This window comes from Candidatus Thiodiazotropha sp. LNASS1 (assembly GCF_964212655.1).
Classification (GTDB): domain Bacteria; phylum Pseudomonadota; class Gammaproteobacteria; order Chromatiales; family Chromatiaceae; genus Thiodiazotropha.
In genome coordinates, this window is the sequence record NZ_OZ156465.1 from 750,085 (window position 1) to 765,597 (window position 15,513).

Annotated in this window: 12 protein-coding genes; 9 read left to right on the top strand and 3 right to left on the bottom strand. The window is 48.7% G+C overall.

Translation table 11 applies throughout. The annotated features are described in order from the left end of the window. The first annotated feature begins 29 nt into the window (after positions 1-29). The gene (locus AB8516_RS03290) at positions 30-335 is read left to right on the top strand and encodes a DUF1488 domain-containing protein (protein ID WP_369158044.1); all 306 of its coding nucleotides are present in this window, start codon (positions 30-32) and stop codon (positions 333-335) included. Between the two features lie 204 nt (positions 336-539). Here the strand turns inward: AB8516_RS03290 and AB8516_RS03295 are convergent. Continuing rightward, a protein-coding gene (locus tag AB8516_RS03295) for an IS3 family transposase (RefSeq protein ID WP_369157530.1) occupies positions 540-1,627 on the bottom strand; the annotation gives its coding sequence in 2 pieces (ribosomal slippage) (positions 540-1,366 and positions 1,366-1,627; 1,089 coding nt in all). Between the two features lie 107 nt (positions 1,628-1,734). Between AB8516_RS03295 and AB8516_RS03300 the strand changes: the two genes are divergently transcribed. From AB8516_RS03300 to AB8516_RS03315, 4 genes are all read left to right on the top strand, one after another. Continuing rightward, positions 1,735-1,929 (top strand): DUF4399 domain-containing protein, encoded by a 195-nt coding sequence (locus AB8516_RS03300; RefSeq protein WP_369163223.1) that lies wholly within the window; start codon positions 1,735-1,737, stop codon positions 1,927-1,929. A 1,476-nt stretch (positions 1,930-3,405) separates the two neighbouring features. Further along, complete coding sequence (locus AB8516_RS03305; protein WP_369158046.1) at positions 3,406-4,266, top strand: HDOD domain-containing protein; 861 nt, start codon at positions 3,406-3,408, stop codon at positions 4,264-4,266. A 510-nt stretch (positions 4,267-4,776) separates the two neighbouring features. Continuing rightward, complete coding sequence (locus AB8516_RS03310; RefSeq protein ID WP_369158048.1) at positions 4,777-6,357, top strand: diguanylate cyclase; 1,581 nt, start codon at positions 4,777-4,779, stop codon at positions 6,355-6,357. 475 nt (positions 6,358-6,832) lie between these two features. Next, on the top strand, positions 6,833-9,364 hold the full coding sequence (locus tag AB8516_RS03315; RefSeq protein WP_369158050.1) for an EAL domain-containing protein: 2,532 nt from the start codon (positions 6,833-6,835) through the stop codon (positions 9,362-9,364). Positions 9,365-9,399: 35 nt separating this feature from the next. Here AB8516_RS03315 and AB8516_RS03320 read toward each other — a convergent pair whose 3' ends face one another. Next, positions 9,400-10,485 (bottom strand): DUF2235 domain-containing protein, encoded by a 1,086-nt coding sequence (locus AB8516_RS03320; protein ID WP_369158052.1) that lies wholly within the window; start codon positions 10,483-10,485, stop codon positions 9,400-9,402. A gap of 261 nt (positions 10,486-10,746) precedes the next feature. Next, positions 10,747-11,082: a sulfur globule family protein gene (locus tag AB8516_RS03325; protein ID WP_369158054.1), complete on the bottom strand. Its 336-nt coding sequence runs from the start codon at positions 11,080-11,082 to the stop codon at positions 10,747-10,749. A 442-nt stretch (positions 11,083-11,524) separates the two neighbouring features. Between AB8516_RS03325 and AB8516_RS03330 the strand changes: the two genes are divergently transcribed. From AB8516_RS03330 to AB8516_RS03345, 4 genes are read left to right on the top strand one after another with little or no spacing between them, the layout of a single operon-like run. Next, a complete protein-coding gene (locus AB8516_RS03330; protein WP_369158056.1) occupies positions 11,525-12,301 on the top strand; it encodes a tetratricopeptide repeat protein in 777 nt (258 codons plus the stop codon). After that, positions 12,264-12,965 carry a hypothetical protein gene (locus tag AB8516_RS03335; RefSeq protein WP_369158058.1) on the top strand — a complete coding sequence of 234 codons (702 nt, stop codon included), beginning with the start codon at positions 12,264-12,266 and terminating at the stop codon, positions 12,963-12,965. The genes AB8516_RS03330 and AB8516_RS03335 overlap by 38 nt, the downstream gene beginning before the upstream one ends. A gap of 47 nt (positions 12,966-13,012) precedes the next feature. After that, positions 13,013-14,473, top strand: a complete 1,461-nt coding sequence (locus AB8516_RS03340) for a pentapeptide repeat-containing protein (RefSeq protein WP_108340398.1) — start codon at positions 13,013-13,015, stop codon at positions 14,471-14,473. After that, a complete protein-coding gene (locus AB8516_RS03345; protein ID WP_369158061.1) occupies positions 14,470-15,510 on the top strand; it encodes an Ldh family oxidoreductase in 1,041 nt (346 codons plus the stop codon). The genes AB8516_RS03340 and AB8516_RS03345 overlap by 4 nt, the downstream gene beginning before the upstream one ends. The last annotated feature ends 3 nt before the right edge of the window (positions 15,511-15,513 follow it).

Genomic DNA, 15,513 nt, shown 5'->3' on the forward strand with positions numbered 1-15,513 from the left:
TCGAATTACACCAATGAAAAGGGTTTGATATGAAATTCAGCAATCACCGCCGAACAATCAGCTCAGGAGACACCGGAATTTCCTTTCCTCAGCTTGAGTGTTGGAATAGTGTGACAAAAGTAGCCACCGTTGCCGCGCAATATAACAAACAGCGTGTGCTTTGCCGAATCTCGCAGAAGACCTTACAAGACACGTTCGGCGTTTTAGAAGATGACCCAATGAAATCTGTGGCAAAGCACCGATTTTCTATACAACAAGCAGCCAAATCGCTCATAGAAAGCGAGATCTATGAAGAGGATGGTTCTATTCTAATCCTTGAATGTCATCTTGTGTAGGAAATGTATATTCAATCTCGTGAGTTGACCCAGATTGAAGATAACTCATTTCCATTCACAATCTGTGAATACCACTACTTGAGTATCAAGTTAATCAGCAACCTCTGATCTATTCATCATTCTGGAGAATAGCTTGTGCCGGACTTCTGCCCAGGCAGCATGGGTAATCCCCCCATTAATAATGGGACTCAAAAGTAGTCACTGTTAAGCGGTCTGAGCCAGCTTCTGTACCGGGGTGATTCCACCTAGTGCCATGTTTGGTCGATCATTATTGTAGCGCCATAACCACCGGGTGGCAGTATCCTGTGCATGGGTAATCGATTCAAATAAATGTTGATCCAGCCACTCATGTCGAACTGTCCGATTGAATCGTTCCACATAAGCGTTCTGCTGTGGCTTACCCGGCTGAATATACTGCAACTGAATCCGATGCCTGTTGGCCCATTCAACGAGCTGGCTACTCAAGTATTCCGGTCCATTATCACAGCGAATAACCTTGGGTTTGCCGCGCCACTCAATGATGCGACCCAGGGTACGGATGACTCTGAGTGCCGGCAATGAAAGATCAACTTCAATCCCCAAGCCTTCCCGGTTGTAATCATCGATCACGTTAAAGGTCCGAAAGCTTCGACCATCTATCAGCCGATCATGCATAAAATCCATCGACCAGACTTCGTTGATCTGCCGGGGCACTGATAACTCATCAGGCTTGTCTCGCTTCAATCGTCGCTTCGGCTTGATCCTCAGATTCAACTCCAGCTCACGGTAGATGCGATAAACGCGCTTGTGATTGTAGCCGTAGCCCTTCACATTGCGCAGATACAGAAAACACAGGCCAAAGCCCCAGGTGCGATTGGCTGTTGTGAGGCGAAGTAGCCAGTCCGTGATATGGGCATTGTCACCCGATAGCTTCGGCTGGTAACGGTAGCAGGTCTCGCTGATACCAAAAATCTCGCAGGTCAGGCGGATACTCAGCCTGTGCTTCGACAAAGCGTGCTTGGCCATCTCTCGTCGTTGAGATGGCCTTAGTACTTTCCCTCAAGGGCCTCCTTGCGGATCTCGGCCTTGAGCCGTTCTTCTGCATACATCTTCTTCAGGCGCCGGTTCTCCGCCTCCAGTTCCTTCATCCGCTTCATCATCGATACGTCCATGCCGCCATACTTGGCGCGCCAATTGTAAAAAGTGGCATCACTCATACCGTGCTTGCGGCACAGCTCAGCGACCGGAATACCGGCCTCGGCCTCTTTCAGGATCGATATGATCTGGGATTCGCTGTAGCGAGACTTCTTCATTGTAGATTCTCCTTTTCGTAATCATAATTGGAAAATTCTACTTTTGAACCCCGTTATTTTTCGGGGGGATTACCCATGCACCTGCCTGCCATTGGAAAGCGGGATGTATCGATCACGCAAATCATGACAGTCCTATTCCTCGGGATGAACACCATATCCATTTCGACAATGGAGAGACGGAAGCGGTAGTGGATCTACTGCCGGGTACCCACACGTTACAACTACTTCTAGGAGACAAAGATCATGAACCGAAAGATCCGGTGCTAATGTCGGAGAAGATTAGTGTGAGGGTGAAAGAGTAGTGCGCTGGCTGGTTACAACTTTATTTACAAAGATACTTGGACGTCCACATCCATAATAATGTTAATCTAACGGATTTATATAATTTAACATAATATACATTATGCATCTTTTCTCATAAGGCCGCCAAGTAAGAGGCGCTTCCACTATATTATTAATGTTATATCTCTATTATTATTCTATCTCCTTGTTATTTTGAATTATTTTATTGATACATGTAGCGGACTATATGACTCAGATACTCTCCCCAGAATATGCACTAATATACCTATTCCTGTTCCGTATTTGATTTATCTTTATTTGCCAGATTTACATCTATTGTCTCTTAGATTTTTTATGTCACTTATTTTCCTGCTGATTACGCAGTCCTCTTCCTGTACATAAAATTCGGCTACTTTATAATTCAACTAATTCATTCAGTTCACACTCACACCGCTCAATGTGCTGGTAGACGAATTTCTCTACACCCTCTAATACCTCTTGATTGTCAATAACAAAAAACCTTTTGATTTTCGACTCAGCTTCATTCCAGGAGAACACCAGGAATATGACAGCTGCACTACTGTTTAGAGTTATTCTAATTATTAATCTAAAACACTTAGTAGTTATTGCTAAGTTAAACATCAGTATGATGCTCTTGCAGAGATTATTATTTAACTCAAATTTTCATAAAGTGGATTATCTCAATCAATCGTATCCGTCGATGTTTGTTAATTCGTCATAATTATTTACGCATTGAGAATTAGAAAAATTCTAAATTATGTATAAAACCTTTGTCGTGAAAGTACGACGCTTGACATAGGAGATAAAATCGCAGACCCTCCACTCCTCTGTTGCATATAGTGGCCAAACAAAACTCACCTTGTACATGTCAGTTTCAAAAGATACGATCAGATCATATTGCAAGGAAAACTATATAAATCCTGCCCGCTCTCGCGGTGATTCTCACATCACAATCAGAATAGCAGAGGTCGCGAGAGCGTTTGGTCTTGAGCCGGATAGCCATGTCATTTGCGATGCCGTGTGGTCGACCGAGTTCGAAATGGAGAATAACCTTTTTAGAGTATCCAACAGCTGCCTGAGAAACAGTAAAGTATCTAATATGGTTTTCAGAGTGTTACCTGAATAGATAAGGGATGTACCGTAAGGTGAGTACTAATAATTCTTAATTTATCGATGATTATGCAAGTAACACCTGAAAGTGTGACGAGCATCATAGTATTCCTGAATTAAGAGAATAAAAGTTGTCGTAAAGAGATAATAGTGTGAACCAGTTCTAATTTATTTCACAAGACATCAAATTGGCGATGATTTCTTAGTGTGAATAATTGTTAAATTGCATCCCTAAATAGGAGTACAAAATAACTCATCCTAAGGATAAGGAATCACAACTGAAGTGATTATTAATAAACGACCTGGATTATTTTAATACCGTTGGCTATCTAAGCCCCGGTCAATGATTAGGATGTGTTGTTGCTGTGACCCCAAATGAACTTGTTGAAGATATCGATCAACTGGTATCGCTTCCTGATGTATTTATTCAGGTGAACCAGTTAATGGAGCAGCCTCACTGCTCTTCTACCAAACTTGCTGAAATCATCTCTACCGACGTTGATATATCCGCCAGGCTGCTAAGGCTGGTCAACAGCCCGTTTTATGGTCTGAGATCCAAAGTCGACACCATCTCCAGAGCAGTCACCATCGCCGGCACCAATGAACTGCGTAACCTTGTATTGGCCACAACCGCAATCAGAGCTTTTACCGGTATCCCGGAGAAGCTGGTCAACATGGATGATTTTTGGCGCCATGCAGTCACAACCGGTGTCCTCTCGCAGATCTTGGCCCAGCTGAGCAATGCGCTACACAGTGAGCGGCTTTTTGTTGCCGGTATGCTTCATGATGTGGGACGGCTGGTGATCTATCTGACCCTCCCCGATAAAGCGATGGATATTCTGGAGATTACAGGTGGCGATGATTGGATTCTTGCCGAGATCGAAGACCAGGTTCTTGGATTCAATCATATGGATGTGGGCGCCGCACTGATGCAATCCTGGCATCTGCCTGAAAACCTGATCTCCGTCGCTAAAAACCACCATCGCCCTTCACATGCAACTGAGCCGGAAATGGATGTGGCCATAGTCCATATTGCCCTGGCTATCGCTCGTGGCGAAATGTCAGGGCATTCAGTGGAGGAGATGTTCTGGGCCATCGAACCAAACGTTTGGGACGCCACCGGACTAACCCCAGAACAAATATCACCGCTTATCGATGACATGCTGAGCAAGTCACTCGAAGTCATGGGGGTAATCTTGGCGCCAACAAAACAAAAGCGAGCTTAGGTCATTCAAAGCAGCTTGATTGTCAATCCGGCAGATTGAGAGTTTCATATAGCGTTATTCGAATTCGCCGGTTCCCATCAACCTTTCAGACAACACTATTAAGGTGTTATTTACCAATCGTGATTGAAACTTAACCTGAAACATGCGGATGTATAAAAACACGGAGGTGTTAACCATCGATATATAAATTGACCGTTATTGAGAGAAGAAATATGCGCCACTCATCGCGCTTCATTCAAATACTGATGAAAATGACCGCCGCCACCGGCAAAGGCGAAAGCACCGCCCTCCCCTATGGTGAAAACCTTTACACAGAAAACAGCACCGTCAGAAATGAGAGGGTGATGCGGTCAGGATCTACCCGCTCATCCAGGGTCTGCACTGCAACCTATATCTCCAGAATAGAATCAATACGATCCTCATTGGCCTGGAAAGACCGCAGATAAAACATAGGAACCAGGTATGGATCAAGATAGTGATTCCAAGTCAGAGTGGAGTAATGAGGTTTCTATGAAAAGAGCCCTCCTCGTCTACTTTTTGCAGGTTTTCATACCAGCCTCTGTGTTGTTTTGCGGTATTTTCTATATTTTCTCCAACCAGACGCAAAAATATGAGCTGCAGACGATCAAGATCCGCGAAGAATCTGCCTTGAAGAGTGCAAGTGCGCTGACATCCACGTTGTTTAAACAAAAGTTATCAGACCTGTTGGTATTGGCCGAAGGCGAGATAATGAGAAAATATCTTCATAACGACAATATACAGACCTGGACACAGGTGACCCGGGAGTTTTCACTCTTAGCCAGGCGCAAACCAAAGTATGTACAAATACGCCTGATGGATATCGATGGCAAGGAAGTCGTTAGGGTAAACAACAAAAATGAAGAACCGAATATCGTGCCAAAGTCCCAACTTCAGGACAAGAGTGACCGCTACTATTTCAAAGAGGCGATTACATTCAGTCAGGGTGAAATATATATTTCGCCATTGGACCTGAATATGGAACAGGGTGTCATCGAAGAACCGATTGTACCAACCATCCGTTTCGCCACGCCAGTCTACGATGGCTACGGAACAAACCGCGGGATTCTGATTATCAATTACACGCCTGCTGAACTGCTGGAAAAGATTGAAGATATATTCAATACCCTTGCAGGTGAAACGATCATGCTCAACAATGATGGATATTGGCTGATGGGTGTAGATGATGAAAACCTTTGGGGTTTCATGTACGGCAGTGAAGAGACCTTCTCCTCTGAGCAACCAGAAGTCTGGAAAGCCATAGAAAACAACAAAAGCGGCTCAGTCACCACAGATAGCGGATTATACATCTTCCAGAGAGCCTACCCATTGAATCGTGCCGGTCTTGGATCAGTTGAGAATATTCAGTTACGTCCTGATGCAGATCAACCAAAAAGGCAGGATCTTTACTGGATCTATGTCTCCTATATTTCAAAGGATCGCCTGAACGACCTCTCATCAATACCGATACACATCTCGACGATCATCTACCTACTGCAATTCATTACTATCGGACTTATCAGTGGTGTATTCGCAAAAAAGGCCGTAAAGAAGAAATTTGCTTCCATCAAATTGCAGCAACACGCCACTACGGACGAGTTGACAGGACTCTCCAACCGCCGCGAGTTGCAAAAGACCGCAGAAATGGAGTTTAAACGCGCATACAGATTCAACCGCGATTACTCGATCCTCATGATCGATCTGGACAATTTCAAGGAAATCAATGACTCGTACGGTCACAGCATTGGTGACGAAGTGCTGAAGCATAACGCAAGTATCTGTCTCAATTCGACCAGAACCGAAGACCTGCTGGCTCGATATGGTGGTGAAGAGTTTGTCATGCTGCTGCCGGAGACCAATATAGAGGGGGCCCGTCAGTTGGCTGAACGGATTTGCCAGGATGTCAGGGAACAACCGTTCGATTCCGGTCGTGGTCCAATCGCCATAACCGTAAGTATAGGCGTCAGCGAAATAGATCCTGACGACATTAGCTATTCCAATATCCTGGAACGAGCCGACAGTGCACTCTATCAGGCTAAGCGAGAAGGCAGAAACAGGGTCGTCACCGTGTAGGCCAATATGACGCATAATGTCAGCATTCCGCTTACAGCATTTACCCTATTCTCAATAAAAATAAATATCTCCTCTAAAAAAACAATTGGTCATATGTTTCTTTGGTAGTTCAATCCTTAAATATACGGTTATTCCATACTTATTAATAAACATTAATTTTGATGTATATCATGTTGTTATTAAACAATAATTATATAGTATTTGGTTTTTTAAATTCCTGCAAATTGATAAGACTTTAAAGCTTTCGTTTTCCTGCTCAACACCACCACACCAGAACAGCCTTTGGACCAACTCATGTTTGGTGTAACGACTTACATTCCAGGAAAGAATCATCTTGGATTCGGCGATGAGTCAAACACTATCTTTCCACACTAAAAACCAAACAAAAAACTAAACTTTTTCTAACCAGTGCCGTTATTTTGAGCATCAAAAATGTCAGAAGGAGTGACATTCGTATATCCCCGGAGGATCCACGGTGACCCCAGCCACAACAGAGTCCAAAGCCGACCTTCAGAGCGGGTTTACCTCAGCGCTAGAGTCCTTACGCAAATACACCCTGATCGCCATCGTTGCCTGGACACTGATGATTGCCGGCATTTTCACATGGACAATATACGATCAGAGAAACCGGGAGTTTGCCACTGCGCTCGGGGTCGCCAGGGCCTACTTCCAAAAGGATCAGTCAGTACGCCAGTGGGGCGCCACTCAGGGTGGTGTCTACGTGAAGATTTCCGAACACACACAACCCAATCCCTACCTGAAAAACCTGCCGCATCGGGATGTAACCACTGATGCCGGCCAGAAACTCACACTGATGAACCCGGCCTATATGATCCGGCAGATCAATGAGCGCTTCAGCCGGATGCACAACGACTATATCCACATTACCAGTCTGGACCCGTTACATGATGAGAATGAGCCAGACGATTGGGAACGATCAATCCTCAAAACCTTTACCAAGGAATCGGATGAGGTTGCGCAAATTGTCGGTTTCCGCGGACAACCCACCCTACGCATGATGCGCCCCATGGTTACCAAACAGCGATGTCTGAAGTGTCATGAACAGCACGGTTACAAGGTGGGCGATATCCGTGGTGGCGTCTCCATCGCCATACCTATGGCGCCCTATCGCAGGGATAGCAGCGAACAACTGCTGCTGATCGGCACAACGCATGGCGGTATATGGGTATGCGGTCTGCTGGGTATCGGTTTCTATACCCGGCGGGCGCACCGTCACTTGGAAGACCGCCAGCAGTCAATACAATCCCTCGCCAAGGCAAACAGCTACAACCGCTCCGTTATCGGAGCGCTGGGTGAGGGTCTGTTGGGCTTCGACGCAATGGGTCGCCTGACCTTCCTCAACCCTGCGGCTGAGCATTTATTGGGCTGGAAGGAGAATGAGCTACTGGGCAAGTCTGTTCATGGATTTATTCACTATCTGAAGGACAACGGTGAGCCTTGTCGAGAGGATGAGTGTCCCATGCTGGGGGTACTGCATAGCGGAGAGTCTCATTCGAGCCGGGACGATCAGTTCATGAACCGTGACCGTATCGCCCTGCCAATCTCCTATATCGCCACTCCCCTCTTTGAGCAGACCCGCGTGGTGGGTGGTGTGGTGGCCTTTCAGGACATTAGCGAACAAAAGCAGAGCCTGCAGCGTATCGAATACCTGGCCCATCACGACAGCCTCACCGACCTGCCCAACCGTGTTGCTTTCCTGGAGGCAGTGGACAACGCCCTGGCCAATGCGCGGCGTTACGGCCACGGCCTCGCCCTGCTCTTCCTCGACCTGGATAACTTCGGTGTGATCAATGATAGTGCCGGACACACCACCGGAGACGAGCTGCTGAGACAGGTGGCAAGACGTCTGCGTCATGAGATACGTCAGCCGGACTTAGTGGCGCGTCAAGGCGGTGATGAGTTTCTGATTCTTATGGTACCGGTAATCAAGGAAAAGGAGGTAGAGGATATCACCAGACAACTGGCCCTGAATGCCACAGCACTGGCCCAGCGGGTACTTGACGTCATGCATGACCCTTTCCTTATGGAAGGCAGCACTTACTATATCAAGGCCAGTATCGGCATCAGCCTGTTTCCGGAGGATGCCAATGATAGAGTGGAATTATTGAAAAACGCTGATGCGGCCATGTATACCGCCAAGGGAGACGGCCGGGACACTTATGCATTGTATGCCGGCGATCTAGCCCAGCGTATTCAACACCGTCATATGTTGGAGACAGGGCTCAACCAAGCCTTGATCAAACAGGAGTTCCGCCTGGTATACCAGCCTATTGTGGACCTTAACGATGGAAAGATACTGGCAGTTGAAGCCTTGTTGAGGCTGAGATCGGCCACTCTGGGGGATGTATCGCCGGTAGAGTTCATCCCTGTGGCGGAAGAGTGCGGCCTGATTCTTCCCATCGGCCGTTGGGTTTTGCAAACCGCCTGTCGACAGATGGCTCAGTGGTTCGGCATGGGGATGGAACTTAGGGTTGCAGTCAATCTGTCGACCCTGCAACTGCAGCGTGAGGATCTGGAAAGCAGCGTACTGCAGGCCCTGGAGGATGCACAAATCCCCGCTTCGATGCTAGTCCTCGAAATCACCGAGGGGGCCACACTGCACGCCTCCCCTGTTGTTATCGAACGACTGCAACGACTCCATGACCTGGGTATCGGGTTAAGTCTGGATGACTTCGGCACCGGCTACTCCTCCCTCAGCCGCCTGAAGAACCTGCCGGTGGATACCCTGAAGATCGATAAGTCCTTCGTCGACGGCGTTGTAACCGAACAGGATGATGAACAGATCGTACTGACCACCATTGAGCTCGCCAAGAACCTCAACAAACGAGCCCTGGCCGAGGGAATCGAGAGCCGTGAACAGTGGCAATGTCTGTTACGCAACGGCTGTCAACGAGGACAGGGTTACTTCTTTAGCCGTCCGGTGGAAGCGGCAGTCATCGAAGAGCTGGTGCGTAACGGTGGTCATTGGAATCAAATCCCGTCGTAGAAAGAAACCTGTTCATTGCAGGTATGGTGCAGTCTTTACAGGTCCGGACAGGGTTCACCACGATCGATACGCGTCGTATTCACTACCGGAATATCCAACCGATTCCCGCTATAAGCCTTCAGATTGGATGGCGCATAATTGCATTTTGCCAGATGCATGCGATCCAGCACCGATTGATGTAGCACCTCGCCATCGTTAACATGATTGCCGATCTGACGCTCGAATGGTCCCATCACACGATAGGGAATGGTCATTGAGTCGTTAAGCACGGAGTTGAAACAAGGCAGGAAATGGGCAAGATAGTCGTGATCGCATTCAAGACCCAACGCCTCCGACTTTTCAACCACCCAGTGGAGAGCCTCATTGGCCAGACCATCGGGAGAGTAGCTACCGCCCACATTGCTGTGCACACCGGCAAACCAGGCCTGCTGCACCTCACCCTGCCAAGATAAGGGACGTTTCCATATCGAAGGCTTGAATGGTTTACGACGTTCATCGATCGACATGGCATGTATGGCATTTTCTATGTTCGGATTGAGCTCAATATCGTGATATTGATATTTTTTCCTGTTGAAAATCTGTCCAATCACTCCAGGAGCGCCAAGTGCACCGACGGTATCCCACACTCCGACTAGTTTTATCGGCGGGCATGGGCGTACGTTTTCTACATTACGAAACGCCTTTTCCCACTCCGCCGAGTCGGGACCTTTGCTTTTTTCATAACAGAGGTACATTTCCGGTACATAATAGTCGTCGTCTTTTTCGATCAGGCCGATCAGGTTCATAAAACCGGCAAGACTTCTTACCGTAAATGCGCCACGACTGAAGCCAAAGAGATAGAGCTCATCGCCGGGTTCGTAATTGTAGACGATGAATCGGTACATGTTGCGGATATTCTCTTCCATGCCCTTGCCGAATGCCCCGCCGGTAACCTTATCCAGAGGTCCGTTGGTTCCCACCCCTTCATGGTAATAGACTATCTGTGATGTGCCGTCACCGGCCTTTGGTTTTATGGCACGTGCAATTTTGGTTACATTGGTTGGATGACGCCGTCCTGTCTTTTTGTCCAGCTGATCTCTGATGTTCCAGGTGCCATCTGCGCAGATTATGATCCTTTTCATTTGTTTCCGACTCTTTATTGTCTATGTGATTGAATACCGATTCCTGACAATTGATCGCTCTCAAACGGGTCCAGAAATTTATACCGCTGTCTGTTACAGCATGTTGAAATCGTGAGGTAAGTGTAGTGATCATACGACGATTCTTGCAATATCCTTCCATCCGTATTGGCGTTCCTGTGCCGGATCGACGCTGAAAAACGGCAGCCGAATGGCTGCCGTCTCAACCGGAATGAGGGTTTTACGCCGGCTTAAGTCAGAGCCCTATTTTTCTGTGCTCCCGGACGGTGTAGCGGGTGCAACCGGGGCGGCATAAGGATAGCCGTACCCATAGTATGGGTAGCCATACGGGCCGCCCCACCAGGGACCATAGTAGTCGCGATATCTGTTCCACCCCCGACCATAACCGGAACCGCGGGCACTGCCACTGAAACCGAAATTGAAATAGCCGTCTCCCCATCCATCACCGAACCAGTTATCATCCCAGCCACGATGGCCCCAGCCCGGGCCTCCCCAGCCAGGTCCGCCCCACCAGGCGAAAGCAGTGGTGGACGTCGCGATTAATGTGGCCGTGATTGCAGCTTGTGCTAGCTTTTTCATTTTCACTCTCCTTGATCTGTATCTGTGCGTACCTGAAAAGTGATGCATCTGGCAGAAAAATCTAACCATCGTATTTTATATATAAGCTAATTATTAATAACTCAAATAGATATTTGCAACTTTACAGTACCCGATTTATAGATCCTGTCTATGGATGATCTGAAGTGCCCGAGTGTTCATCGCACATCACTCGATACGGCATCCGGCTCTGTTTACCCGGAAGTTGATTTTCGATCGTTAATTTAACATGCCACTATCGAATTCAATCTTATAAATAAGATTAATTTTCGTTGATATATTATTAATTAATATAGATAATAATATATACTTAAATAACATTTTTCTGGTTGCGCCCATTTAAGATGAGAGAGCGGTATGCAGCCTGTTACACTACTATCGATTAACAATGCGCCCCCAATATTACCGAGCCAGTTTGCGAACCATGTCAAACACTCTCCAAAATGCTGAAAAGAAACTTCGTCAAGGCAAGCTTGGTGATGCCCATAAACTCCTTACCCGGGTGTTGAGAAAAGAGCCGAAAAATCCGCACGCACTCTATCTGCTCGGTGAAACACTACTGCTTCAGGACAGGCTGGATGAGGCCCTGATCAATCTCAGACAAGCGGTGTCAAGCGGTCATGCTCAACCTTGCTGGTATGTCATGTGTGGTGTGGCGCTGGAACGAAAAGGCCTATACACCGATGCGGAGAAGTCTTACAAACTCGCAGAGATGTCAGGTTGTGCTGATGAGCGCATGTACTACATGCTCGGTAAATTCTACACCAACGTCTCTCATGACTACACAAAGGCGGAAATCTACTATGCAAACCTGATCAATATTAACCCACAAGCATTTGTTGCCTATGTGGGATTGAGCAGACTCTACATACTTCAGGCCAGATATGAAGAGGCAATTCAGGCATTGGATCATTGCCTGACACAGGGCTACGAAACCGTCGAGGTCTACATCAACCTGGGGCACGCCCTCTCTCACCAGGGCAGACAGGACGATGCACTGACCTGTATGAAAAAGGCGATGGAGATCGATCCCGGCAATTTAATCGCAAAGCAGAATTACATCGTACAGCTGTTATACACCTACGACGATCAATCCGCGATTTACAGCGAAGTCAAAACGATAACCCAACCACTCAACAAACGGACCAAAAAGCAGTATCGGGGTGCAGCTGTTACCGATCGAAAATCTAACACTCTATAAACCGCTTTTTGAGTTCCCGGCGCTGGTGGAGCCACCGTGCGTAAAAAACGGACATGTCACCTTCGGCTCGTTCAATGGCTTGAGAAAAATAGATATTTCGATTATGGAAATCTGGGCAAGGCTGTTGCATAACCTACCCGGTTCCAAAATCAGGCTGGTTATAGACGACTATCAAAACGAACTGATGAGGGATCATGTCCATGATATTTTCGCCAAGTTCAATGTAGATAAGTCATCCGTTATACTCCACCCAAGACTGCCGCTCGACGACTACCTACTTTCCCATAATGAAGTCGATATTGCATTGGATCCCTATCCTTATCATGGACAAACCACCTCCTTCAATTCACTGCTTATGGGGCTGCCTCTGGTCTCGCGTGCCGGTAAGTCCGTGGCCAGCAACCTCTCGACACGGATTCTATCGGCGATAGACAGACAGCAATGGATAGCCAAGGATTTCGACAGCTACATTGAGATTGCACTCTCTTTGGCAAGGGACAAGGAGAGTCTTGTTTCAATTCGCAGAACATTGCGTAAGGAAGTGGAAAACTCGTCTATCATGGACTATGAGCGGCATGCGGAAAATATAGAAGCGGCCCTTATGAAAGGCTGGCAGTTGCTGTATGGAGCCAACAGCAAAGAGGCTAATAATCAAGGCTCATAAACGATCACCTCGACTAATAGTTGTTCAATTAGGAGAATCCAGAAGCTATGAATATGTCAGACAATGTTGATTCAATCGAGGCGACGATCCCTGAAATCGATACCGTATCGCGATTGCGGCGTTGGGCCAATGCCGATGATCGCGGCAAGGCAATAAACGAGGTTCAAGCCTATACGGATAAACTGATAGCGCGTACAGGTCGCGGTATGGTACTGCGCGAAGCCGATCTGCGTGGACTCGACCTCTCCGGTTTCGACCTGCGCCTCGCGGTTCTCAACCGGGCGGTCCTGCACGGCACTGATCTGAGCGGTGCGAATCTGTCCGGTGCAACCATCGTTTGCGCGGGCATGGAGAGAACCCTGCTCAAACGCGCCAACATGCGAGGCGTCTATATGCACGCATTTGCCGCTCAGGTCTGCGATTTCACCGATGCGGACATGCGTGACCTCACGGATGCCACAGGGAGTCTTTTCCATGGCTGTTTCATGACCGGCGTGGATCTCTCCGGTTCCGCCATTGCCGGTACCACCTTCTACCAGTGCATCATGGACAATACGCGGTTTGTGCGCAGTAACCTGCAGGGTTCAACCATAAACGAGTGCCACCTGGGCGGCGCCGATCTGACTGCGGCCCAGGTCTCGCAACTCACGATCACCAAATGCGACATGCGGGGCGCCACGCTTAATGAGGCCAGCGGCGAAGCCTTTACCTTACAGCGTCTCCTCGATACCGAGGGCTTGTCACTCTCTCAAGCCAACCTGCCCGGGTTGAGGATCCGCAGTTGTACGCTCTCCGGACTGAATGCGAAGAGCCTGGCCGCTCGTGAGGCCGATATCTCTGCGGTCTCCATGCCCTCCTCCGACTTTACAACGGCAGACCTTGAACATGCCCGGTTGATGAATGTCAGTTTTGAAAATGCCCGTTTCAGCGGCAGCAAGCTTGACGGTGCGCTCCTCACCAACTGTATGGCGGACCGTACTGACTTCAGCGGGGCAACCGGGGAGAATCTGGCAGCGCGGGAATCCTCTTTTCAACACGCGAATATGACCCGCTTTACCGCACGATGCGCCCATTTCCGGGATTGCAACCTCTCTTTTGCGAATTTACGCAATGCCTATCTCTACCGCGCCATGATTACCGGAGATCCGCCTAAATCGATGTCGATGATGCAGGCTGATCTCTCCGAGACAACTCTGGTCCAGTCCTATATTGCCGGAAATTTAAGTGGCGCCAATCTACGCGGCGCTTTGATGGTTTATGCTCGATTGAACCAGGCTGTGCTTACGGATGCGGATCTTACCGGCTCCTCACTTTTCGGTGCCAGTCTGGTGAAGACCATATTCGATGACGCCAAGCTCGATAGTGTGACCGGCCCTGTATACAGCGACCGTTGCAGTGGACTGCAACAGGCCTTGTCAGCCGCAAGCGGTGAAAGCAGCAGAAACCTGGCGGCCTTCGTCGAAAATCTCGAAGGGTTGTTGACGGATCAACAGCGAGGATCGACTTGATTGCTGAGACTCAACCCCAGCAGGTAGCGAATGTGCCTGTGTCCGAGGTTGAACGAATCTGTCATCTGGCGCTTAGGCAATTTATCACACCCGCCACGGCGGTTGACGAAGCGGCTGCACAACTGCTGGATGCCGAACTCAGGGGGAAACACTCTCACGGTGTAGTGCGTATACCCTGGTTAAGAGAGAAGCTTGGCCGGTTTCAGCACCAACCCCCGGAAGCGGTACAGCTGCTACCCTGGCTGCTGCATCTCAGGTGTCAGCAGAGCTTAGGTTATTTGGCGGCGCGTGAAGGACAACGGCAATTGATGCGTATGCTGGACGAGCAGCCCTTTGCGGCCGTGGCCTGCATCGATGCCTTCCCCACCGGAGTAGTGGGTGACTATCTGAGGCCATTGGCTGAGGCAGGGTTTGTTGCCGTTGGTTTCGCCACCAGTCCGCCGCTGGTGTCGCTGCACAAAGATGGTCAGCCACTGCTTGGCACCAACCCCCTGGCCATTGCCTTGCCTACCTTTGAAGATAAACCGGCCTTTATCGCCGATGTCTCGCCGGCTCCGATAACATTTGGCCAGATACTGGCAATATTGTCCGGCTTTGAGGGTGATCTGAAGGATGTCATGCTGACGACTTCCAAGGGTGAGCCTGCCGCGGATCTCAAGCAGCTGTTCGATGAACATGGCAGATTCAACGGCAAAATCATCCAGACTCTCGACAGCGGCCTGCAACGACGACAATATGCCCTGACCCTGGCGATTGAGATGTTGACCACGCTGTTCACCGGTGAAACCGCCAAGGGCGGTCTGGTGCTACTGGCATGTGATCCCCAAAGGATACCGGGCATGCATGCCGACGCTGTCGGGGCGGTCATTGAACGCATCGCCAACCATCAGGAGTGGCAAAATATCCCCGGTGGTCATGGCGAGGCGAGAAAAAAGGCGCTGCTGAGTGAGGGTAGCGTGCCACTCCCTGAAACCCTTTGGCAACAGCTGCAATTCCTGGCGGACAAGGAAGTCGCGTCCCTCAAGCCAAGCGATTGACCC